The 20,939-nt window shown below is 34.1% G+C and carries 24 protein-coding genes, 1 pseudogene and 1 other annotated feature; of the genes and pseudogenes, 10 read left to right on the top strand and 15 right to left on the bottom strand.

All coding sequences use genetic code 11. The features are described 5' to 3' along the window. Nucleotides 1–363 carry a cupin domain-containing protein gene (locus ABH960_RS17865; protein ID WP_000909986.1) on the top strand — a complete coding sequence of 121 codons (363 nt, stop codon included), beginning with the start codon at nt 1–3 and terminating at the stop codon, nt 361–363. A gap of 6 nt (nt 364–369) precedes the next feature. Then, the gene (gene lsrF / locus ABH960_RS17870) at nt 370–1,152 is read left to right on the top strand and encodes a 3-hydroxy-5-phosphonooxypentane-2,4-dione thiolase (RefSeq protein WP_002032842.1); all 783 of its coding nucleotides are present in this window, start codon (nt 370–372) and stop codon (nt 1,150–1,152) included. A 166-nt stretch (nt 1,153–1,318) separates the two neighbouring features. Here lsrF and ABH960_RS17875 read toward each other — a convergent pair whose 3' ends face one another. After that, nucleotides 1,319–2,101 (bottom strand): class I SAM-dependent methyltransferase, encoded by a 783-nt coding sequence (locus tag ABH960_RS17875; protein ID WP_002127899.1) that lies wholly within the window; start codon nt 2,099–2,101, stop codon nt 1,319–1,321. A 233-nt stretch (nt 2,102–2,334) separates the two neighbouring features. On the opposite strand from ABH960_RS17875, the gene ABH960_RS17880 reads away from it, so the two are divergent. Next, nucleotides 2,335–2,937: a hypothetical protein gene (locus tag ABH960_RS17880; RefSeq protein ID WP_404447167.1), complete on the top strand. Its 603-nt coding sequence runs from the start codon at nt 2,335–2,337 to the stop codon at nt 2,935–2,937. Nucleotides 2,938–3,116: 179 nt separating this feature from the next. On the opposite strand, the gene ABH960_RS17885 is transcribed toward ABH960_RS17880, so the two are convergent. From ABH960_RS17885 to ABH960_RS17910, 6 genes are all read right to left on the bottom strand, one after another. Further along, nucleotides 3,117–3,536 (bottom strand): VOC family protein, encoded by a 420-nt coding sequence (locus ABH960_RS17885; protein WP_404447170.1) that lies wholly within the window; start codon nt 3,534–3,536, stop codon nt 3,117–3,119. A 207-nt stretch (nt 3,537–3,743) separates the two neighbouring features. Beyond that, nucleotides 3,744–4,448: a nucleotidyltransferase domain-containing protein gene (locus tag ABH960_RS17890; protein WP_242245823.1), complete on the bottom strand. Its 705-nt coding sequence runs from the start codon at nt 4,446–4,448 to the stop codon at nt 3,744–3,746. A gap of 191 nt (nt 4,449–4,639) precedes the next feature. After that, nucleotides 4,640–5,077 (bottom strand): VOC family protein, encoded by a 438-nt coding sequence (locus ABH960_RS17895; RefSeq protein ID WP_000250787.1) that lies wholly within the window; start codon nt 5,075–5,077, stop codon nt 4,640–4,642. A gap of 184 nt (nt 5,078–5,261) precedes the next feature. Further along, nucleotides 5,262–5,588 carry a heme-degrading monooxygenase HmoA gene (hmoA, locus tag ABH960_RS17900; protein WP_002084853.1) on the bottom strand — a complete coding sequence of 109 codons (327 nt, stop codon included), beginning with the start codon at nt 5,586–5,588 and terminating at the stop codon, nt 5,262–5,264. A gap of 99 nt (nt 5,589–5,687) precedes the next feature. Beyond that, complete coding sequence (locus tag ABH960_RS17905; protein WP_404447173.1) at nt 5,688–6,902, bottom strand: MFS transporter; 1,215 nt, start codon at nt 6,900–6,902, stop codon at nt 5,688–5,690. A gap of 57 nt (nt 6,903–6,959) precedes the next feature. Further along, complete coding sequence (locus ABH960_RS17910) at nt 6,960–8,003, bottom strand: ArsR/SmtB family transcription factor (protein ID WP_003190247.1); 1,044 nt, start codon at nt 8,001–8,003, stop codon at nt 6,960–6,962. Nucleotides 8,004–8,358: 355 nt separating this feature from the next. Here ABH960_RS17910 and ABH960_RS17915 point away from each other — a divergent pair, with 355 nt between their 5' ends. Further along, nucleotides 8,359–8,880: a DinB family protein gene (locus tag ABH960_RS17915; protein WP_404447352.1), complete on the top strand. Its 522-nt coding sequence runs from the start codon at nt 8,359–8,361 to the stop codon at nt 8,878–8,880. A 236-nt stretch (nt 8,881–9,116) separates the two neighbouring features. On the opposite strand, the gene ABH960_RS17920 is transcribed toward ABH960_RS17915, so the two are convergent. Then, complete coding sequence (locus tag ABH960_RS17920; RefSeq protein ID WP_215564442.1) at nt 9,117–9,266, bottom strand: hypothetical protein; 150 nt, start codon at nt 9,264–9,266, stop codon at nt 9,117–9,119. 33 nt (nt 9,267–9,299) lie between these two features. Between ABH960_RS17920 and ABH960_RS17925 the strand changes: the two are divergent. Both ABH960_RS17925 and ABH960_RS17930 read left to right on the top strand, forming a co-directional pair. Continuing rightward, nucleotides 9,300–9,446, top strand: a pseudogene (locus tag ABH960_RS17925) (helix-turn-helix domain-containing protein); the annotation flags it as partial. Nucleotides 9,447–9,660: 214 nt separating this feature from the next. Then, entirely contained in the window at nt 9,661–10,854 is a 1,194-nt protein-coding gene (locus tag ABH960_RS17930; protein ID WP_113735796.1) for a NupC/NupG family nucleoside CNT transporter, read from the top strand. Between the two features lie 77 nt (nt 10,855–10,931). Here the strand turns inward: ABH960_RS17930 and ABH960_RS17935 are convergent, their stop codons facing one another. Together ABH960_RS17935 and proB are read right to left on the bottom strand one after the other, a co-directional pair. Further along, the gene (locus ABH960_RS17935) at nt 10,932–12,179 is read right to left on the bottom strand and encodes a glutamate-5-semialdehyde dehydrogenase (RefSeq protein ID WP_404447177.1); all 1,248 of its coding nucleotides are present in this window, start codon (nt 12,177–12,179) and stop codon (nt 10,932–10,934) included. A gap of 103 nt (nt 12,180–12,282) precedes the next feature. After that, nucleotides 12,283–13,386, bottom strand: a complete 1,104-nt coding sequence (proB, locus tag ABH960_RS17940; RefSeq protein WP_404447180.1) for a glutamate 5-kinase — start codon at nt 13,384–13,386, stop codon at nt 12,283–12,285. A 144-nt stretch (nt 13,387–13,530) separates the two neighbouring features. Next, nucleotides 13,531–13,741: a binding site (T-box leader), on the bottom strand. A 339-nt stretch (nt 13,742–14,080) separates the two neighbouring features. On the opposite strand from proB, the gene proC reads away from it, so the two are divergent. After that, nucleotides 14,081–14,899: a pyrroline-5-carboxylate reductase gene (gene proC / locus ABH960_RS17945; protein ID WP_404447183.1), complete on the top strand. Its 819-nt coding sequence runs from the start codon at nt 14,081–14,083 to the stop codon at nt 14,897–14,899. Nucleotides 14,900–15,441: 542 nt separating this feature from the next. Here the strand turns inward: proC and desA are convergent. Both desA and ABH960_RS17955 read right to left on the bottom strand, forming a co-directional pair. Continuing rightward, nucleotides 15,442–16,473, bottom strand: coding sequence for a Delta(5) desaturase DesA (gene desA, locus ABH960_RS17950; protein WP_404447186.1), 1,032 nt, complete (start codon nt 16,471–16,473; stop codon nt 15,442–15,444). 241 nt (nt 16,474–16,714) lie between these two features. Continuing rightward, nucleotides 16,715–16,870 carry a hypothetical protein gene (locus ABH960_RS17955; RefSeq protein ID WP_404447189.1) on the bottom strand — a complete coding sequence of 52 codons (156 nt, stop codon included), beginning with the start codon at nt 16,868–16,870 and terminating at the stop codon, nt 16,715–16,717. A gap of 476 nt (nt 16,871–17,346) precedes the next feature. Between ABH960_RS17955 and ABH960_RS17960 the strand changes: the two genes are divergently transcribed. From ABH960_RS17960 to ABH960_RS17970, 3 genes are all read left to right on the top strand, one after another. Continuing rightward, nucleotides 17,347–17,937 carry a hypothetical protein gene (locus tag ABH960_RS17960; RefSeq protein ID WP_002065987.1) on the top strand — a complete coding sequence of 197 codons (591 nt, stop codon included), beginning with the start codon at nt 17,347–17,349 and terminating at the stop codon, nt 17,935–17,937. A gap of 761 nt (nt 17,938–18,698) precedes the next feature. Continuing rightward, entirely contained in the window at nt 18,699–19,181 is a 483-nt protein-coding gene (locus tag ABH960_RS17965; protein WP_404447192.1) for a DUF2975 domain-containing protein, read from the top strand. Nucleotides 19,182–19,191: 10 nt separating this feature from the next. Then, entirely contained in the window at nt 19,192–19,407 is a 216-nt protein-coding gene (locus ABH960_RS17970; RefSeq protein WP_002084833.1) for a helix-turn-helix domain-containing protein, read from the top strand. Between the two features lie 42 nt (nt 19,408–19,449). Here ABH960_RS17970 and ABH960_RS17975 read toward each other — a convergent pair whose 3' ends face one another. The 3 genes from ABH960_RS17975 to ABH960_RS17985 all read right to left on the bottom strand — a co-directional run bounded on the left by ABH960_RS17975 (nt 19,450) and on the right by ABH960_RS17985 (nt 20,930). Further along, nucleotides 19,450–19,761, bottom strand: a complete 312-nt coding sequence (locus tag ABH960_RS17975) for a hypothetical protein (RefSeq protein WP_404447195.1) — start codon at nt 19,759–19,761, stop codon at nt 19,450–19,452. A gap of 102 nt (nt 19,762–19,863) precedes the next feature. Next, nucleotides 19,864–20,250 carry a DUF3887 domain-containing protein gene (locus tag ABH960_RS17980; RefSeq protein ID WP_404447198.1) on the bottom strand — a complete coding sequence of 129 codons (387 nt, stop codon included), beginning with the start codon at nt 20,248–20,250 and terminating at the stop codon, nt 19,864–19,866. Next, nucleotides 20,247–20,930 carry a YhfC family glutamic-type intramembrane protease gene (locus ABH960_RS17985; protein WP_404447201.1) on the bottom strand — a complete coding sequence of 228 codons (684 nt, stop codon included), beginning with the start codon at nt 20,928–20,930 and terminating at the stop codon, nt 20,247–20,249. The genes ABH960_RS17980 and ABH960_RS17985 overlap by 4 nt, the downstream gene beginning before the upstream one ends. Nucleotides 20,931–20,939: the final 9 nt, after the last annotated feature.

Raw genomic sequence — 20,939 nt, forward strand, 5'->3', positions numbered from 1 at the left:
ATGTTAAAAGCGAATGAAAATGATTTCTCCTATCGCTTCGGTGATAACGGGCCTAAATATTTAATACAAGGTCCAAATATCGATCTTGGCCTAGTCGTGATTCAGCCTGGGCAAGAGTTTCAAAATCACTATCATACAACGTGCGAAGAGGTCTTCTATGCGTTAGAAGGCGAAATAGATTTCTATGTGAATAACGAGAGAGTTCCGATCAAACAAGGGGATGTCTTGCAAGTTCGACCTCATGAATCCCATTATCTTATTAACCATTCTGATAAGCCTTTTAAAGCTGTTTTTATAAAGTCACCACATTTACCAAATAAAGATACTGTACAAACTGAAAATCCAACATTAACGAAGGAGTGATTCCTAATGACTTGGGGATTTAAAAATCGATTAAACACAATTTTACCTGACGGCAGAGCGGTTATGTTAGCGATAGATCACGGCTACTTTTTAGGGCCAATTCACGGACTTGAACAACCGTTAGAAACAGTTAAAAACTTGCTTCCATATACTGATTCCCTCTTTTTAACACGAGGCGTATTAAGTTCCTGTATTCCTGAAAACTGCAACACACCGATGGTTATGCGTGTATCAGGCGGGGCAACTGTAGTCGGCAAAGATTTAGCGAATGAAACAATTGTTACACCTGTGAAAGAAGCAGTAAAACAAAACGCAATTGGCGTCGGCGTTTCTGTCTTTGTTGGATCAGACTATGAAACACAAACTGTTTCAAATCTCGCAAACGTAGTCTCTGAAGCTCACGATTACGGCCTGCCAGTACTCGGTATTACCGCCGTTGCGAAAGAACTACAAAAACGTGAAGCTCGCTTTCTAGCACTCGCCTCCCGCGTATGTGTTGAAATGGGAGCTGATATTATTAAAACGTACTACTGCGAAGGATTCGAAAAAATCACAAGCACATGCCCTGCTCCAGTCGTAATCGCGGGCGGACCGAAACTAGATTCAATCGAAGACGCATTAAACATTACGTACAATGCGCTGCAAGAAGGCGCAATCGGAGTAGACATGGGCCGAAACATATGGCAATCCGAACATCCAACTGCGATGATTCAAGCGATTCATGGCATTGTAAAAAATAGATTGAATGTGAAAGAGGCGCTGGAACTATATAATGATGTGAAAAATTAATGTGAAAAGATGGACTATTTATTATAACGGGTTCAGTTAAGAGGAGTAAAACTTGTTTTGACACTCAAACTACACAAGGAAAAGGATGGCACTTGCCATCCTTTTTGACATACATTGAACTTTTACTGTTTTCAAGTTTCCTTCTTCGACTAACGAGCCAAAAATTTTAATCAACCTTTAACTTTATAGCTTTTGTAGCAATAAAAGTTTTAATATGCTTATCTAATATCCTTGTTCCACCAAAATCATCCTCGTAAAAACCCGTTATAACAAAACCAGCTTCAACTTGACCTTGGATTTGATCTTCTAGAGTATGTGCGTATTCTATTGTTTGATTTAAATTAATATAATCTTGAACTTCATCCTCTGGTAAATAATCCAATGTTGATGAAGGTATTGAATGTTTAACATCCAAAATACCTTTTTGTTCTTGGTTGTCATCAAAAATCCATAGTAAAGGATTTGTAAATCCAGAAATAAGAATACCTTTATTCTTTAAAACCCTTGAAATCTCATTCCATACAAGATGAACATCTTTTACAAACAAATTAGAAACAGGATTTACGACAATATCAAAATATTCATCTTCAAAATCACTAAGATCTGACATATCTCCTTGTACTGTTTTTAAAGTTAATCCATCCCGTTCCGCTACCATTTCATCTTGTTCCAATTGCTTCTTAGATATATCAGTAACTGTTACATCTGCTCCAGCAGCAGCCAGTACTGGTGCTTGTTGCCCTCCACCTGATGCTAAACAAAGTATCTTTAATCCCTCTAATGACTTTGGAAACCAATCTCTAGGAACTGATTTTTCTGTGGTGACTGTGATTTCCCATTCACCTGATTTACTTTTTTCAATAACCTCACTACTTACAGGTTGAGTGTATCTAGAACCTTCTTCAACCTTCTTATCCCATGCATTACTGTTTTGTTGTGTAGTATCCATTATAATCATTCCTCCTAACTATCTAGTTGCATTTTAATTGTGACATTATTAACTATTTACACCCTTTTTCTATTAACCTACCGATAGTTAATAAATGGTTTTCTATATTTATTTTAACACATAAACATCCTGTTTTTCTAAATATTTAAATTAATTGATTATATTGTAAAAAATGAGAATTGTTTCAGTTATAATAAAATATGAAAACAAAATAAAGGAAAAGAGGAATGATTATGCAACGAATGCCTTTTGAACGCCCTACTGATCATTATGATGAACGCTTATCTTCTATTGATGAAAAAATTTGCTCTTTATTAAAAGAACGGAAAGAACTTTCGAATGGGAATCCGGGTTTCCCACCAGATGAAGCCATTTCTAATTGGGCAAAGCAGAACGGGTTATATCCCGATTATTTAAATTTATTATTCTCATCTATGATGGACGAAGATGAGTTTAAACCTCGCGTCGAGCCGACTAAGTTTAAAAAACATATACCCGTTTTAAAAACTTATGAACATAAAGAAACTGTGTATACTGTAACCTTTATTCGTCAATATTCTAACGCTAGTGTAATTAATTTATATAAGGAATGGGATCCAAAAAACAATACACTTAATGAGAATAATACACATAGCCTTGTTGAATTATCGATAAATGATACATACGATTGCTGGGCAGAAGGATGGACTGGAACAGATGGACATGTGAGCTACCAATTTGTAGTTTCCCCTACTCTTCCTAATAATCTCTCTGAAATTAGCTTATTATTTAAAGAACAAAGTATGCCATTTATGAAAGATCAAGCTATGCTTGAATTTGAAATTCGGTTAGATTAATAAAGTGAAACTTTAATCAATAGGGGTTTTGTCATCCCCCACTGATTATTAGTTGAATCAATCGGGCTTTTGACTAAAAGATGCTTATTTTTTACTTTGGTGTTCCATTAAATAAGCGAATAAAATGATCAAGCCCCTTTCCAAACTGGATAAGGGGCTATATATACACCTTCAAAGAATTATTCTTGATGAGTGCCATTCAGTTTTGAGACTTTCTTACCATCTCTATAGTCAAGGCAAGATACTTCAATTAACAATCCATTAAACATTGTAAAATAAAAACCATAACTACTACCTCTCATTGAATACGGTTTCTTGTCTATTTCAATGCCACCAGCTACTAAACGATTATATGATTGATCAACTTCACTTGAAGTTTCCACTAAAAAACCAATATGAAAAGCTTCAGGATACATAACTTCCTTATTCACCTTAAATGCTTTTGGATCACTTAGCACAAGTATAAATCCACTCTCATCACTCATTACTACAAGTGCCTTTCCCTTTTGCTCCAAAAATTGAAAATCAAAAAATGTTTCAAAGAAATGTCTAGCTTCTGATAAATCATCAACACATAGATTTAAATGATTCAACTTCATTCACTCATCTCCTTTTAAGCAGAGGGTATATATACTCATATTGATAACACTTACATATGTAAAGAAAGATATACCGTCTAAGACTTTTTTATAGTCTTATGCTTTTTCCTATAGCTTAGAACGTTTTTCGAAATGAATGCAATCATATGAAAAATTCGACATGGAGTATCGATTTACCTATATAAGTTGACAAGTGTTATAGCTATATCATTTATTCTCCAAATTAAGTAAAATCCACTCAATCAAGAAAACTGCTGAAGAGATACGCTCTGTCGTATCACCTAAAAACAATTTATTTATAAAACCTGCAAAATTCGTCGGTACTTTAGATAATGTTTCAATATATTTCAAAGCAGATCCAGCTGGAGGTGTTGGTCTGTTATTAATAGCCCATATTCCCTCTAGCAATGTCCACATTGATGTGTGAACTATGTATGAAGCTTTTAACTCATCGTTTGCTTTCAAAGCAGCCTGAATTTTAATAAGCGAACTATGTAACCAATGAGAAATGCCTTTTACTTTATCACTAGAAACAGAATAATTTTCATATTTATGTTGAGCTATTTCCTTTAACCTTTTCAACTCACCGTTACTATCAAATAAAATTTCTCCTTCTAGAAAAGAGTATAATTCCATTGGATTATTTTTAAAGTTTAATTGAATTCTATTAAAATCTGCATACTTATATTCAATTAAAATACCTTCTCTCTTTTCAGAATGAAAATCTTTCTTTTGTCCATTCTCTAAAAGAACGTATAAATCTAAATCGGATTCGGGGTATGCGTCACCTCTTGCTATAGATCCGATGAGCATTAATCCACTCTCTTCATTCCTAGCTATATATTCATTTAGAATTTTATGTACTAACTCTTTATGGTTTTCATATGTAATAAATGAAAGATTTTCTATCATTTTTACCCTCCAAAGTTATTGAGCACGTAATAGAATTCCTATAAGAATATATCGATATTTCTCAGTTTCTAAAATACGCAAACACCTTTTAAACGATATTGAATTATATTTTTTCTCATACATTTCCATTATAAACACTGCTAATTTTTACATACCGAGCTCTATTTTATTTTCACATACATGTGAAATGCTTAGTCGCATTGCTTTCTATTAATTCTTTGTGCAATTGGGTGATCATCCTTTAGTTGCAACAGATCCCATAAATTCCCGTATAAATCCTTAAATACTGCAACAATTCCGTATGATTGCTCTTTCGGTTCTCTCACAAATTCTATTCCTCTTGAAATCATTTCATTATAATCTCTCCAAAAATCATCAGTATTTAAGAAAAGAAATACTCTACCACCTGATTGGTTACCAATAAAGGGCTCTTGCTCAGGTTTAGATGCCCTGGCTAGTAATATTGTGGTACCGACTGAACCTGGAGGAGATACCACTACCCACCGTTTGTTTTCTTCTGGCTGATAAATATCTTCAACTAATGTAAAATTTAGTTTCTTTGTATAAAACTCTATTGCCTCGTCATAGTCTTTTACTACTAATGCAATATGAACTATCGATTGAACCATTATTGTCCCTCCTAATCTTACTCACTGATCGAGTTTATATTATAACATTTCTAGTTTTAACCTGTCCGTTAATTCTTCTTACATCACATGCGAATCATTCTCTTTATTCAATATAAATAACCATCTATCAGTAAGCAGATAGATGGTTATTTATTCGAAAGAATATAATTAAACAAATGTATTTTTACGACTGTTGATAAGCCGATTTCGATGATTTCACATAATAAACCCCGTGCTCAACCTTAATGATATGATCTGGCTTTGGCTTACCGCGGCCCGCTCTATGTCCAGCTAAATGCTCTTCACTTGTTTCCCAGTTTTTCCATGCTTCTTCCGATTCCCAGCGAATCATAACTACTACTTCTTCATCTCCGCGTCTCACTTTTTTCACGAGAACACTTAAGTCGATGAAGCCTTCAAATTTTTCAATAATGCCTTCTCCTGTAAAACGCTCTACAACTATATCTGATGTACCTTCTTTTACTGTAAATGTTTTCGTTTCGATAAACATATTTCCCACTCCCTCTTTATAATGAAAGAATACTAGTATTCTTTCATTATAGTTGATTATGATAATTATTTTCAATTAAAAAGTTTCTAATTTTTAGAATTATGCTGACTTCTCCTCAATTGCCTCATCTAAAAATTTGAAATACGGAAGCAATATTCCTATTAAAGAAGTGACACATATAATCGAGCCAATGATAAAGTATAGTACTCTCACTCCCCACATTTCACTCAGTATTCCCCCTAATAACACACCTAATGGCATTGCCGATCGTATGAAAAATAATCGCACTGAAAATACTTTTCCTATCATATTATTTGGGACAGTTTGTTGGCATATCGTCGTATTATGAACATTGAAAAATGAAATACAAATACCCGCAATTACTTCAATAATTACCGCAATTATGATACTGTGATTGAACCCTAAAGAAATGTATGTAAGGCCACCTATAAACAATCCTCCAAGCATAAGTATTCGCCGGCTTTTATATGTTACTTTTCCGACTAATATTGATCCAACTACATAGCCAAGTGGGGAACCTGCCATGAAGTAACCGTACTCCGCATATCCCGCTGACAGCTCATCTTTTATATAAGGTAGGTTTGTAACCATCGTTACCCCAACTCCAAATTGAACGAAAGTAAGAAATATACCGAGCCAAACGATTATTGGTTTTGTGAAAAAGTATGTAAAACCATGAAGAAACTGTTCTATCCACGTTTTTCGAATCTCTTGCTGTACCCTCTTTTCTTTTATGAAAAGCAATAATCCTCCGCTTATAAATAAACACATACATACGAAAGATAGCGTAAGTTCGATTCCAATAAATTTAATGACGATACCACCTATTACTGGCGCGAGAAACATCATAAGACGAGTCATTCCATCAATATACGCATTCGCGTCTTGAAGCTGCTCTTTATTCACAACAGTTGGTGTAATCGCTTGGCTCGCAGGGGTATAAAGAGGCGTAATGAGACCAACTATAATTTGGACAACGTAAATGTGCCAAACTTCTATACCGCTAGTAACTAGCATCACCAAAGGCAGTAAGAAAACAGATGCCCGCATCCATTGCGAAAAAATCATAATCCACTTTCGGCTCCATTTATCAATAAATGGGCCACTTATAAGTTGCAGTATGAGAGAAGGAATTAGATATAGTAACCACATACTGCTTAATGCTGTTTTCGATCCTGTTAACTCATATACAAGAATTGAATTACATAACGTCCCGAAAGCCCCGCCTAATTCCGAAATCGCACTACCTATCCACATAAAAAAGAATGAACGGTTTTTCAATACACTCTTCACTATAGCTCACCAACTTTTCTATTAAATTCCTCCCTTTATGTACATTCTCGTTGTATATTATCTATTCAAAAATGCATCTAATTCTTTCGCTAAAGACTGCACTGCTTTCTTTCTCAACACATATTTTCCGTCTTGAATATCAACTAACTTTGCTGAACGTAAAAGTTTCAAATGATGATGTACTGTCGATTTTCCTAGTTGTAATCTTTCCGTTATTTCTTGCAGCGTACGCTCTTGTTCAAATAGTAGTTTTACAATACGAAGCCTTGCCTCGTCCCCGAGCGCCTTATGTTTATGAACTAAAAAATAACTCGGCTCATACGGATCTTCTGGATGTATACTTTCATTTGCGACTGGATAATGAAACACTTTCGTATCTTCAATATCAGCTTCTATGTTCCACGGTCTGTATGTAATTTGCGGGATAAGAAGTACGTGATGAACACTTGGCTCTGGCATATATGTAACTCCACCTGTAGCCCACTCGACAAACTCTTCCGGTTTCATCTTTTTATTCATTTCATTTTTCGCTTCATAATCTCGCTGTAGTATAGAAACAATTTCTTCTGCCTCTTTTTTTACAACACTGTCATACCAACCTGTCATAACGGCGATTAAATGCGTTTTTAGTTCGCGCACATCGGCATGACATACAAACTCTATATACGTAGAGAAAAACTGATGATCATGTGTCAGTTCCTTTAGTTCATGTATTACAGATACTTCTCCGCTTGCAGCTAAACGTCTTTTCGCTTGATACGCTTCTCCTAAAAACGGTAAACATATATACTTTAAATCTTCTTCTGAAAGTGAATCGATATTTGCAATAAACTGTGATAGATCCTGAAAATCTCCCTCATACAATAACTGAAGTAATGCTTTCCATGTATTATTTTCTTCTACGAACTGTAAATGCTCTCTCATCTCTACCGATAATGATTGTCTAATTTTTTCCCATTCACTTTGAGATTTTTCAAGCGTGTCGATTAACCTTTTATGAGTAACTGCCGCAATGCCAAGTGCACATTCGAAAAGTATCGAATACTTCATTTGAACGTTGTACGTTTCCCTCTTTCTACTCGTTACGTGAAAGACTTCCATTTAATCCCCTCCTTATTTGCTAATTATCAAATTCTATATTTATCGAATTATACCTTCTAATTTTTTGGAATTTTAAAATCTTCTGAAACTTTATATTGCTACAAATTTTTTAATTTAAGCTACAGTTAATTTTCTTGTTCAACTATGAGGCAGGTTTATTGAAGAGAAAGGAGAATTTATTGCAGTAAGAAAAATGATTTAGAAAGCCTAAGTTTGTTTCTGCAATTACTACAACGGCGCCGTATTGTTCTTTTAGAGACTTCCAAATATCAATTAGATGATAAGTAGGTACGTTTCTACTTAATTTCTCTAACACTTATTGCCGGTCTATCTCATAGTTAAGGAGGCTATACGAATGAGTAAAAAAGAAATATTACAAAATGGGGTCAAGCAAGTTTTTTACGAAGAAGAATGGTACCCACCGATATCAGAAGCGTTAAAGAATCTTACCGCTGCACAAGCATGTTGGCAACCTGAAGGAACGGCCAGTAATACGATTTGGGAAAATGCAAACCATTTACTAACCTTTAAAGAGCGTTTACTTTCCCGCTTACATCTGGATGACACATTTGTTGCTCCACAAAATAATGATGACACGTTTGTTGCTCCACAAAATAATGATGACACGTTTGTCCAAGGTGGACCTAATGATGATGAAGCGTGGCAACAAACAGTGAAGCGAACGCTTCAAGTACATGATGCCTTACAATCTTCATTAACATCCCTTCAAGAAACAGAACTGGATCAACCAAGTCCTTCTCTACCAGTTTGGCAACAATATCTGAATATCCTATTGCATGATGCTTATCATACAGGTCAAATTATACAACTTCGTAAACTCCAAGGTTCATGGCCATCTCATCGTTCATATTTATAAGCAATGATTAAAGATGATAGACAAGCATACGATTCTACATTTAGCAGAAAAAGTACAAAAAAAGCAAATGAGATTCTAACTCTCATTTGCCTTTTTGCATGCTGGAGAAACGTCCTGCAATGAATTATTAAGCTTAATTAAAATTCAGCAAAGAATATTCAATGGATAAAGTAAAACTTTAATTAGGCATTTACGGGCCGTTATCTCCTGCCTAACTTCCCTGCATTCACCTCTTATTAATTCATTTGTGCATCGTTCAATAGCCCAATTATTTCACTCAACATTTCTTCTGTGAAAGTACCTGCGCTAAAGTTCACTAATGCTCGTAATGGCATATCGTCCATCATTTCAGAGGCATCACTATCCCATCTAGCAGAAATAGTCACACTAAACCCTAGTTAGTTATTTATCTTCCCTTTTCAAAAAAGTTAATGACTTATACGAGATATTCTATAACCGAAATTTCTACATTACTAAATTTTCACGACAAAAGTCATTTTACAAAAGTCTTAAAAAAACATACGGGTATTTCACCTAAACAATTTAAAAATGGATGCAGTTATTAGTTGTCCCTTGTTCCGTCAATAGATTTATTTTGTCGCTTTACATTATTAATACATATCCTTTATAAAGCGGAAAAACATTAATTTTTAGTACATAAATCGAAATAGATTAACCCCAAACATAACTTAAATTCTTCATAACTTCTGATCATAATCCAAATTTGGAAGAATAGGGGCTTTTTTATATACAAATAATAAGCCTCAAGGAGTTGTTGACATGCATTTTATATTAAATATGTTAGGGATTTTCGTTGTAATATTAATCGTTTTCCTATGTTCGCCTAATAAAAGAAAAATAAAATGGAGACCAATCGTTATTCTAATAATATTGGAGCTTTTTATTACGTGGTTTATGTTAGGAACCAAATTGGGCAGTATTATCATTAATAAAATTGCATCATTTTTCAGTTGGCTACTATCGTGCGCTAATGAAGGTATTCGATTTGCATTTCCTTCAGCTATGGAAAATCAAACAGTTGATTTCTTCTTTAGCGCATTACTTCCTATCATTTTTGTTATCACTTTTTTTGATATTCTTTCGTATTTTGGAATCTTAACTTGGATTATTGATAAAGTTGGTGCAATCATTTCAAAGATTTCTCGTTTACCAAAGTTAGAAAGCTTCTTTTCCATTCAAATGATGTTTTTAGGAAATACGGAAGCACTTGCGGTTGTTCGTGATCAATTATCTGTGTTAAAAGAAAATCGTTTGTTGACTTTTGGAATTATGAGTATGAGTAGCGTCAGCGGATCCATTCTTGGTGCTTATCTATCAATGGTTCCAGCAACATATATTTTCAGTGCTATTCCTTTAAACTGTATTAACGCATTAATCTTGGCTAATGTTTTAAATCCTGTAGAAGTTACTAAAGAAGAAGATGTTATTTATTCACCTTCAAAAAATGAAAAAAAAGATTTCTTTTCTACTATTTCAAACAGTATGTTAGTTGGGATGAATATGGTTATTGTTATTTTAGCGATGGTAATTGGATATGTAGCTTTAACAGCATGTTTAAATGGTATTTTGAGCTTTTTTGTAACAGGTTTAACAATTCAAAAAATCTTCTCGATTATCTTTAGTCCCTTCGCTTTTTTACTTGGTTTATCAGGAAAAGATGCTATGTATGTAGCTGAATTAATGGGGATAAAAATAACAACGAATGAATTTGTTGCAATGATGGATTTAAAATCAAACCTAAAGTCTTTACAACCACATACAATTGCAGTTGCCACTACATTTTTAGCTTCTTTTGCAAACTTTAGTACAGTAGGTATGATTTATGGAACTTACAATTCATTATTTGGCGGGGAAAAATCATCAATAATCGGTAAAAATGTTTGGAAGCTTCTTGTTAGCGGAATGGCTGTTTCCTTATTAAGCGCTATGCTTGTGGGGCTTTTTGTATGGTAAATGAATAATTGTAATAAGATGAAGACACTTAAACTGAATTGGGTGTCTTCATCTTATTACTTGTTCTTTTATAATTCTTATCTCCGAATCTGTCCATTCCCACGAATCACATATTTTGTGGAAGTTAATGCAGGTAACCCCATTGGTCCCCTTACATGTAGCTTTTGTGTACTGATGCCAATTTCTGCGCCGAATCCGAATTCAGATCCATCAGTAAAACGAGTTGATGCATTATGATACAGTGCAGCCGCATCAACAGATGTGAAAAACTTACTGACGCTTTCCTCGTTTTCTGTAATAATCGCTTCGGAATGCATAGATCCATACGTATTTATGTGATGAATCGCTTCTTCCGTAGTGGAAACCACTTTAACTGCCAGTGTGAGAGATAAAAACTCTGTTTCCCAGTCTTCTTCTGAAGCTAATGCAATAGAAGAATCAATTGCCAATGCTTTATTATCACCACGTAGCTCCACGCCTCTTTCCTTCAAGGAAGAAAAGAGCTCGCTACCAAATTGCTGCGCCCAATTCTCGTGAAGTATAATCGTTTCAATTGCATTACATACAGATGGACGCTGCGTTTTTGCGTTTATAATAATATTAAATGCCATTTGTTTATCCGCTGTTTCATCAATGAAAATATGACAATTTCCCGCACCTGTTTCAAGTACTGGAACAGATGCTTCTCTCACTACAGTATCTATTAACTGCTTGCCGCCTCTTGGGATAAGAACATCCAAGTACTCATTCAATGTAAACAACTGCTTTGCACTATCGCGCGTTGTATCTTCTATGAGCTGTACGCTTTCTGGAGGCAAGCTTGTTTGTTTAATCGCTCGGTGAATAACGCTAACGATGGCTTTGTTAGAATGAATAGCAGAAGAACTACCACGTAGTATTACTGCGTTTCCTGTTTTCAAGCAAATTGTAGCAGCATCCACTGTCACATTCGGCCTTGCCTCGTAAATCATTCCGACAACACCAAGTGGTACGCGCATCTCCTGAATAGATAATCCATTTGGTCGTTCCCATGCACTAACACATTCTCCAACAGGATCACGTAAATCAATTAGTTGCTTAATACCTTCAGTCATATCAATGATACGCTGTTCATTCAGCATAAGGCGATCAAGAAGAGAATCAGAAAATCCTTTTGTCTTCCCTTCTTCAATATCCCGTTTGTTTTCCTCTAAAATATAAGCTGTTTCTACTATCATCTGATCAGCAATCGCAGCAAGTGCTTCGTTTTTTTGATTTGTAGATTTAAGTACAAGTTCTCTAGCAATTTCTTTCGCCTTTTTCCCCTTTGCCAACACTTCATTCATTTTTATTTCCTCCTTTTTAAGGTTAATCAGTTTTTATTTGAGAACCATTTAACACCAGTATCTAAATCTTTCCTGCCCATTAAAATTTGAGTGCTCTCTTTTCTTAAAATGAAACCCAGTGATCTCTATGGATGACTTCATAATTATGCCTTTCGCCTCTTGCTTGAATATCTTGGCTTTGCATACCTTTTAAATTCCTTAGTTCCTCTGCGCTATATGTGCATTGTCCTTTTCCTATTACGCGCCCTTGTTGCGTGATTACTTCCACGACTTCACCCACTTGGAAAAATCCTGACACATTTGTAACACCAGCAGGAAGAAGACTCTTACCATGCTGAATGATGGCAGAAGCTGCCCCCGCATCTACTTCAATTTGTCCGCTAACAAGCGAATGCAAGGCGATCCATTGCTTGTTCATCTTAATCACTTTTTGAGGAGCATTCCCGATATATGTTCCATCACCTTTGCCCTTCATAACATCTAAAAACTTCTCCTGTCCACATCCCGTTCCGATAAATACACTCACTCCAAGAGATAGTGCCGTCTTTGCAGCATCGATTTTTGATTTCATACCGCCAGTCCCAAATTTTGAACCAGCATCTCCAGCAAGAGAAGCAATTTCTTCCGTTACCTCAGGAAGGAAATGATATTTTTTCGCATCCGCATTTTTCTGAGGATTTTGGTCATATAAACCGTTCACATCTGTAAAAATCATGAGCATATCTGCCGAAACAAGTCCGCTTACTAAAGCTGACAGCATATCATTATCACCGAACGTCAGCTCTTCTAAAGAAATGGAATCATTTTCATTGATTATAGGAAGAGCGGAACGATTTAGTAGCTCTCCTAAAGTAGCGTAAGCGTTACTGTATTGTTCTTTTCTAGAAAAGTCACTTCTCGTTAGTAAAAGTTGTGCAGTAACGATACCATATTTACGGAATTCCTCCGTGTACGCCTGCATTAATAAACTTTGCCCGACAGCGGCAGCAGCCTGTTTCCCTTTAATTGTCACAGGTCTGCTAGGATACCCTAGAGCAGAAAAACCTGCAGCGACTGCCCCAGATGTAATCAACAAAACTTCATGCCCTTCCTCTTTCAATCGTGCCAATGCAGCAACGTGATCTGAAAGTTGTTCTTTACAGATGCCTCCATGACTTGCTGCCAAGGAACTGCTCCCAATCTTTACAACAATTCGTTGTTTTTTCACTTTTTTATCCCCCAAGTCTAAAATCAAAGTTTTTATAAATTACACTTTTATTTATACAGTTTGCAGCTATGTCTATCCTCATCAATGCTGCACCTATAGTACTAAAGGGCAAAATAAAAATGACCGCTTCGCCCTTAATAAAATAAAAAGGACGAAACGGTCATTGTTCCGCGGTACCACCTTAATTGATATACATAGATATCCACTTGGCGCCTATAACGCAGGCGTACGCCTAAACTTTCATTTAAGACTCAGGGATAGGTTCGATACATTCTATACGAGGAATCTTTCAGCCGGTGAATTCCACTCTCTTTCGCAAGAAGACATATGTACTATTTCCCTTCAACGATTTTCGGTTTAATTTTTTATATTATGCGATATAATTTGATTTGGTGTCAAGAAGTATTTTTAAAAATAAATAGAGCGGCAAGTTACTTGTATGAAATTATTACCCTACTGAATGAAAATACAAATCGATATAAGTTTACCTCATATTCATCAACATAAAACCTAAAATTAAAGTGTATATATTTACATAATGTCGAATATAATTGATTTTCAACTTTTGGTGTTGCAAAAAGGAATATATTCTCTTAGAATGTTTCTTTATATTGCATGGAGATGTTATTGTTATTTTAAGATAACAATTTCAAAATGATATAATTTATTATAAAAGGAGCAAGATTGAGTTATTATGGATAAACAAATTGGATTCATCGGTTGCGGAAATATGGGAATGGCTATGATTGGTGGGATGCTAAACAAAAAGATAGTGTCTGCAAATAATATTCTTTGCTCGGATTTAAACACTACGAATTTAAAAAATGCTAGTGAAAAATATGGGCTAACTACAACTACTGACAACAATGAAGTAGCTAAAAATGCTGATATTTTAATTTTATCAATTAAACCAGACCTATACGCATCAATCATTAACGAAATAAAAGAAATAATCAAAAACGATGTTATCGTCGTAACGATCGCTGCCGGGAAAAGCATTAAAAGTACTGAAAAAGCTTTTGCTAAAAAATTAAAGGTTGTAAGAGTAATGCCTAACACCCCTGCTCTTGTTGGAGAAGGAATGTCTGCGTTATGCCCTAATGAAATGGTGACAGAAAAAGATTTAGAAGATGTGCTAAACATTTTCAATAGCTTTGGTCAAACAGAGATTGTAAGCGAAAAATTAATGGACGTTGTAACATCTGTAAGTGGTTCTTCGCCAGCATACGTATATATGATTATAGAAGCGATGGCAGATGCTGCCGTACTAGATGGTATGCCAAGAAATCAAGCATATAAATTCGCAGCTCAAGCTGTATTAGGCTCTGCAAAAATGGTACTAGAAACAGGAATACATCCAGGTGCATTGAAAGATATGGTTTGTTCTCCTGGCGGAACAACGATAGAAGCTGTAGCAACATTAGAGGAAAAAGGCTTACGAACAGCAATCATTTCAGCTATGCAGCGTTGTACGCAAAAGTCTGTTGAACTATCTAGGCAAACTAAAAAGTAATAAATAAGTGTAAAGAAACCCACTTTAAATACATTCACATATCTTTAAACAGTTTTAGACTATATGTACATTACATTTACATACTCCTCCTTTTTCACCAGTAACTGAACGGACAAATTCAAGGATAATTGAGTTTGTCCGTTTTGTATTTTGTTATCTTAAAATAATTTTACTGTTCTTATTATCATTTATTTTATAGCGTAATACCCTTTTATCATTAAGGTAACATCATTTTTATATGTATTTTCTGCAGATTGTATTAAGTTTTAAATCATACGTTTCTTGTAAAAGACATGATACATACCAGATGAAATATACTCAGAGACTAAGCATAATATCTATTGAAAAAAGTAATATCAATCGCCCTAAATTGTTAACATAATATTTTTATCGTCCTCTAATATTAATACCTACTATTTCCTAATCCACCTCCATTACAATTTAAATCATTTAAGTTTGCTGTTTATCCGGCATTTACCATTTAAACAAAAACTCCCCTTAAATCGAAAATGATTAAGGGGAGTCAGTCATATTTGATGAAGTTATAGTTCTGATTTTACTGGAATAGAAACATTGTTTTTCACTAATTTTTTAACGTCTTTAAAGCTAACAAAATTGTTGTTTTGCTCATCCCAAAGACGGAAACGGATTGACCGCAAGCTTGTAGCAAGAGTAATCGTTGGTACATTCTTTAAAGGAAGCGTATTATTGTGTGCCTCTTCTAGTTTATAGTTAGGTACTCTTGGACTTAAATGGTGAACATGATGAAATCCAATATTACCAGTTAGAAATTGCAGGATTTTGGGAAGTTTATAAAACGAACTTCCTTCCACTGCCGCTTTCACATATTCCCAATCTTTATCTTCTTCAAAATAAGAATCCTCGAATGTGTGCTGTACGTAAAACAGCCAAATACCTATTGAACCTGCTATTAAGAATATGGAACCATGTACTAAAAGAAACGATTGCCATCCGATTGCCCAGCAAAGTAACCCTACTAAAGCAACAATTAAAACATTCGTCAAATAGGTGTTCATGCGTTCCTTCTTTCTAGCACCTTTTCTGTTAAATCTATTTTTAAGTAAGAAAACATAAATCGGACCTAACACAAACATAACGAATGGGTTGCGATATAAACGATATGCTAAACGGAGTCTAAATGGCGCTGCCAAATATTCATTCACTGTAAGCGTCCAAATATCTCCTGTACCTCGCTTATCCAAATTACCACTTGTAGCGTGATGAACGGAATGCTCATGCCCCCATTGATCAAACGGGAATAAAGTTAAAACACCCATACATGTCCCTACTATTCTATTTACACGGCGACTTTTAAAAAAAGAATGATGGGTACAATCATGAAAAATAATGAAAACCCGTGTCATAAATCCAGCGGCTAACAGAGATGGAACTAATGCTAGCCAATAAGAAACGGACAAACTTTTATAAGCAAGGTACCATAAGATAATAAATGGCACTACCGTATTGATGATTTGCCAAACACTTTTTTTTGCCGTTGATTTTTCAAAAGGAGCAACTTGTTTTTTTAAATTTTTAGTATTTTGTAATGTCATTTTTTCTAATTCCTTTCCTTTATGTTGCTAATTCGTATTATAACACATTATTAGTAGTAGGTGTTATACGCAGGTATAATAAATATTTTATACTATGAAAATCTCTTTTTTCTTACTCATTCCTTACAAATTGCTTACGTCCAGAATAGCTTCTATTATAGGATAGAAGGAGCATTTGTGCCTGGAATTCCGAAGTTTTTCCCAATAAATATATTAATTAAAAAGAAACACAGAGTTTTTTTCACTTCTGTACTGCCCTGTTTCCACAATAAGAAGTGAGCTGTCCTGCTTTTTTCGTCTCAGCTTTTACCTCGTTATCGTTCATTATGCTTCCTGTACCTAGAACAATCGTTCCCACTAATGCTAGCCTCATTATCTTTTTACGAAGATTCATCATTGTTGCTCCTCCATAAGCTGTTTTCGACATCCTCAATGTAAACAAGGATTTGATTTTCCATAACATTTACGCAAGCTTATATTTATTCTTTTTTATTATTAATCCCCCACTGTCAGGAAACTAACAATAACCAGTTTTCTAGAACGATAAAAAACGAATAACATACACAATGAACGTAATGTTCACTTGTTACAACTGATTTTACCGGAACCGGATCTATTTCATGAAACAAATCAAATTACATTTAAAATAAAAAACTAGTCTATTTTGAAAACTTCCCTCACTTTTATTTAACTGTTATTCTATATAAAATATAAAAATTCAACGTCCGTTTATTTAATTTCAAATCTATGATATATTCAAAATATTAATCACACAAAGTTAATAAAATGAAAACAAGGGAAATTTATGAAAAAATATATTTTATATTCATACTAAAATCACATAGTTTTTAGTATAGAAAGGAGATTCAAAATTTGAATAAGAATTTAACCAAAATTACATTAATAAGCGGTCTCGCTCTCATACTTTATCATTTTTTCAAATGGTATTTAGTTGAATTCCTTACCCCATTTGTTATGCCATTTCTTTCAATAATAGTTCATGGATTGTTTTTCTTAATATTAATTTTCACAATCATACATCTTATCAAATACAAAAATTGGAAACCATTAATTATTCAATTAATCATAATAATTACTTGGATATGTATACCATTTAATGAGATTTATATAAATTTAGATTTTATTATCTATAAAGAAGACCGTGAAAAAGTTATAGCACTTATAGAACATAAAGAGTTAACTCCTAATGTTCATTATGATAGTAGACAAATTCATTTACCTAAACAGTTTGCATCCACTTCCAAAAACGGTGGGGATGTAATTATTCAACAAAATAAAAATGGTATTTCTGTTTTCTTTTTTACTTATCGTGGTATATTAGATAATTTTTCAGGATTTATTTATACACCAAATGATACTAGACCAAACAAATACGACTTTAATAATGAATATAAAGAAATCACAAAAATAGAAAAAAACTGGTATTATGTGACATCATATTAAAGAACACAAAAATTTTCTTTTAATTATATTAAAAACATACCGTATTTATAGAAAGGGAATGCTTGTATACTATATACTGATCTGTACTGCATTCCCTAATTAGGCCCGAAACGGATTCTTGTCGTATTAGCTCATTCAAGGTGATGCAATTTTTTTACAAGCGATACATCTTTTTTATCATATACGTCGCTTTAACACCACTCAATATAGAGGGTGCTGTTTCAAATGACTCGAACCTTAACATAGGAGTAGCATCACACATCCATCAACTTAAGAATTTTCTCGTTTGGATTATTTGTTTTTCTCAGCTTGATTGTGACAGGGCACTGCCAACAAAAAGCGATTTTCGTACGCTAAGCGATCTTTTATATAAAAAGCCGATTTCTTGTAATCTAAAGGATAATCGGCTTTTTACTATTGATTTATTTGTAGTAGTTGAAGAAATTCTAAAGGTATAATCATATTAATTATTATCTATAAAGTGAAACTTTAATCAGAGGGTTTTTTTCCATCCCCACTGATTATTAGCCTTCACCAATCGGGCTTTTACGGGCAGCCCGACTCCCACAAATAGCGGGATAAGAACGACTTAATCGTTACTTTTAACATAACATCATTTACAGAAAGAAGGAATGATTATCTTCATTAAAATACAAAATTGGTTTAACAATAAAAACAAGATTATAATAAATAAAAATTTATTGTTAAACGATAAATTTCATGTTAGATTAAATAGATAATTAATAAATGAGGTGCTTTATATGAAACAAGGATCAACACTCTTTTTAAAGACAGCTATTATTCTGATTGGAATCCCTGTTCTTGCTTTATGTATATTTTTAGTTCCTAACATAGGGAAATATGCAGCGGAATTGTTCCCGGATATTGCATTTATAAAATATCTTGTTTTAATCAATCTATATGCAACGGTGCTACCTTTTTATTTTGCTCTGTATCAAGCTTTTAAACTTGTAAGCTTCATTGACAAGGGTAACGCTTTCTCGAAATTATCTGTTAGAGCTTTAAAAAAGATAAAAAACTGCGCAGTAACAATCAGTATTTTATATGTGGTAGGTATGCCACTCTTCTATCTTGTAGCAGAGAGAGATGACGCACCAGGTATTATTATACTTGGCATGCTCCTAATCTTTGCTTCAATGGTTATCGCAATCTTTGCTGCCGTTCTCCAAAGACTTTTAAAAGATGCGATAGATATAAAATCAGAAAATGATTTAACGGTCTGAGGTGAATAACATGGCAATAATAATTAATATTGATGTAATGTTAGCTAAAAGAAAAATGAGTGTAACAGAGCTTTCGGAGAAGGTTGGAATTACAATGGCTAACCTTTCTATATTAAAAAATGGAAAAGCAAAAGCAATTAGAATTACAACTTTAGATGCTATTTGTAAAGCATTAGAATGCCAACCTGGGGATATTTTAGAATATCAACCTGAAGATAGCGAATAAAAAAGAGTCCTTCTCGTAATGAAGGACTCTTTTTATCGCTCATTAAGGCGCAAAACTTATTTGCCCCGTAAACAATAAGATAATCGCGATAATCCAAAAAATAAAAAACGATGAGGAAAGTATTAATGAGATAATTGCAATTGCCTTCTTCTCTGTTTGTTTCGTCATTGTAATTATTGAAAGTATAATACCTACACCTGTAAGAGCAATCGTTACATAATCTCCAACTATATTTCCCGCATTCGCTATTCTCGTCGGAGTTATAAAAACGAATAAAAAACACATAATTCCGATGAGTAAAGATATATAGCTTATTATACTGTACTTCTTTTTGGGAACTATTTCGGTTCTCATAATACCCACCCCTTTTATATAGCTATGTGTTCATATCAGCACAAATAACCATAATTTGGTTAAAAAAAACAGATACAGTGGAAACTTCCACTGTATCTGTTTTTATTTAATATATAAACCTGCTATTTCTTCTTTAGCGTTATAAGTTATGATAAAGGTACGTTGTTCTTTACTATATTTTGCTACGAGAACAACTGTATATAAACCATCTTTTTCTTCAATCGACTTTTTTTCAATCTTTTCGAATGTACCAGCTTTTTCAATTACAGGTGTAAGATCTTTCATTTTTTCTTCTGGTAATCCAGCTTTCATTTTACTATCAAATTTGTCATGCACCTCTTTATACTTAGCTTCATTTAGTAACGTTACAATTTCTTCCGCCTTCGGAATAAATTTTTTTGACGTACTTTCATCTACTTTATTACCGGTACATGCTGCAAGTGCGAACGCTGCAATAGCACTTATAATAATGAGTAACATTCTTTTCATTTTAATACACCCTCTCTTTTTAAGATGAAACTATAACTAAATAGAAGTAAAGCACAAATTGCTATTGTAACTTCTACAGTTAATATAGCCCTATCTGCTGGTACGTATAGTGGGATGATGCCTGTTAGTGCATTTACAGTCCCATGGATGAAAATTGCATATACAACATAACGAAATTTCTTTTGGACAACCGCTTGCAATACAATGAATGACAGACCGACATGGATTAACATCGCAAAGATACGTTCCACTCCACCGACAAAATAACTATCCGTATTTCCGCTAACTGTTTGCGATAATAATAGAGATACTACTGGAATACCGACTATCAATACAGCTTCAATACCACTGTGCCCTACTCCGAATAAAAATCCAGACTGCCAATCTCGTTGTTTCATAAAATAACGCATTGCAATAAAACGAGCTATCTCTTCAAAAATACCAGCTGACAAACTAAGCGTAATCACAAATAATATAGGCTGCATGACACTAAACATTGAAAAAGCTGTGCTATTTCCATTTAAATAATTCAGTATTGGTATACGGATTAAAACTTGTGATACAACAAATGCCAATACGCCTAGCATATACGGGATATAACGTTTCTTCCAAAAAGCATATAAAAGTGCAACAAGCGGTAATCCTATACTTATACACGCTGTAAAAATAAGACCATTCATCTCGTTTCA

Source organism: Bacillus sp. RC252, from assembly GCF_044909215.1.
In the GTDB taxonomy this organism is placed as follows: domain Bacteria; phylum Bacillota; class Bacilli; order Bacillales; family Bacillaceae_G; genus Bacillus_A; species Bacillus_A mycoides.

Coding starts and splice junctions, on each gene's coding strand:
- ABH960_RS17895 (WP_000250787.1), bottom strand. CDS start 5,077: ATGGTTCAATCGATAGTTCATATTGCATTAGTAGTAAAAGACTATGAC.
- ABH960_RS17935 (WP_404447177.1), bottom strand. CDS start 12,179: ATGAATGAAGTGTTGGCAAAGGGGAAAAAGGCGAAAGAAATTGCTAGA.
- lsrF (WP_002032842.1), top strand. CDS start 370: ATGACTTGGGGATTTAAAAATCGATTAAACACAATTTTACCTGACGGC.
- ABH960_RS17885 (WP_404447170.1), bottom strand. CDS start 3,536: ATGAAGTTGAATCATTTAAATCTATGTGTTGATGATTTATCAGAAGCT.
- ABH960_RS17975 (WP_404447195.1), bottom strand. CDS start 19,761: ATGAGAACCGAAATAGTTCCCAAAAAGAAGTACAGTATAATAAGCTAT.
- ABH960_RS17875 (WP_002127899.1), bottom strand. CDS start 2,101: ATGGATACTACACAACAAAACAGTAATGCATGGGATAAGAAGGTTGAA.
- ABH960_RS17880 (WP_404447167.1), top strand. CDS start 2,335: ATGCAACGAATGCCTTTTGAACGCCCTACTGATCATTATGATGAACGC.
- ABH960_RS17915 (WP_404447352.1), top strand. CDS start 8,359: ATGAGTAAAAAAGAAATATTACAAAATGGGGTCAAGCAAGTTTTTTAC.
- ABH960_RS17930 (WP_113735796.1), top strand. CDS start 9,661: ATGCATTTTATATTAAATATGTTAGGGATTTTCGTTGTAATATTAATC.
- proC (WP_404447183.1), top strand. CDS start 14,081: ATGGATAAACAAATTGGATTCATCGGTTGCGGAAATATGGGAATGGCT.
- ABH960_RS17980 (WP_404447198.1), bottom strand. CDS start 20,250: ATGAAAAGAATGTTACTCATTATTATAAGTGCTATTGCAGCGTTCGCA.
- ABH960_RS17965 (WP_404447192.1), top strand. CDS start 18,699: ATGAAACAAGGATCAACACTCTTTTTAAAGACAGCTATTATTCTGATT.
- ABH960_RS17955 (WP_404447189.1), bottom strand. CDS start 16,870: ATGATGAATCTTCGTAAAAAGATAATGAGGCTAGCATTAGTGGGAACG.
- ABH960_RS17865 (WP_000909986.1), top strand. CDS start 1: ATGTTAAAAGCGAATGAAAATGATTTCTCCTATCGCTTCGGTGATAAC.
- desA (WP_404447186.1), bottom strand. CDS start 16,473: ATGACATTACAAAATACTAAAAATTTAAAAAAACAAGTTGCTCCTTTT.
- hmoA (WP_002084853.1), bottom strand. CDS start 5,588: ATGTTTATCGAAACGAAAACATTTACAGTAAAAGAAGGTACATCAGAT.
- ABH960_RS17890 (WP_242245823.1), bottom strand. CDS start 4,448: ATGATAGAAAATCTTTCATTTATTACATATGAAAACCATAAAGAGTTA.
- ABH960_RS17910 (WP_003190247.1), bottom strand. CDS start 8,003: ATGGAAGTCTTTCACGTAACGAGTAGAAAGAGGGAAACGTACAACGTT.
- ABH960_RS17970 (WP_002084833.1), top strand. CDS start 19,192: ATGGCAATAATAATTAATATTGATGTAATGTTAGCTAAAAGAAAAATG.
- ABH960_RS17985 (WP_404447201.1), bottom strand. CDS start 20,930: ATGAATGGTCTTATTTTTACAGCGTGTATAAGTATAGGATTACCGCTT.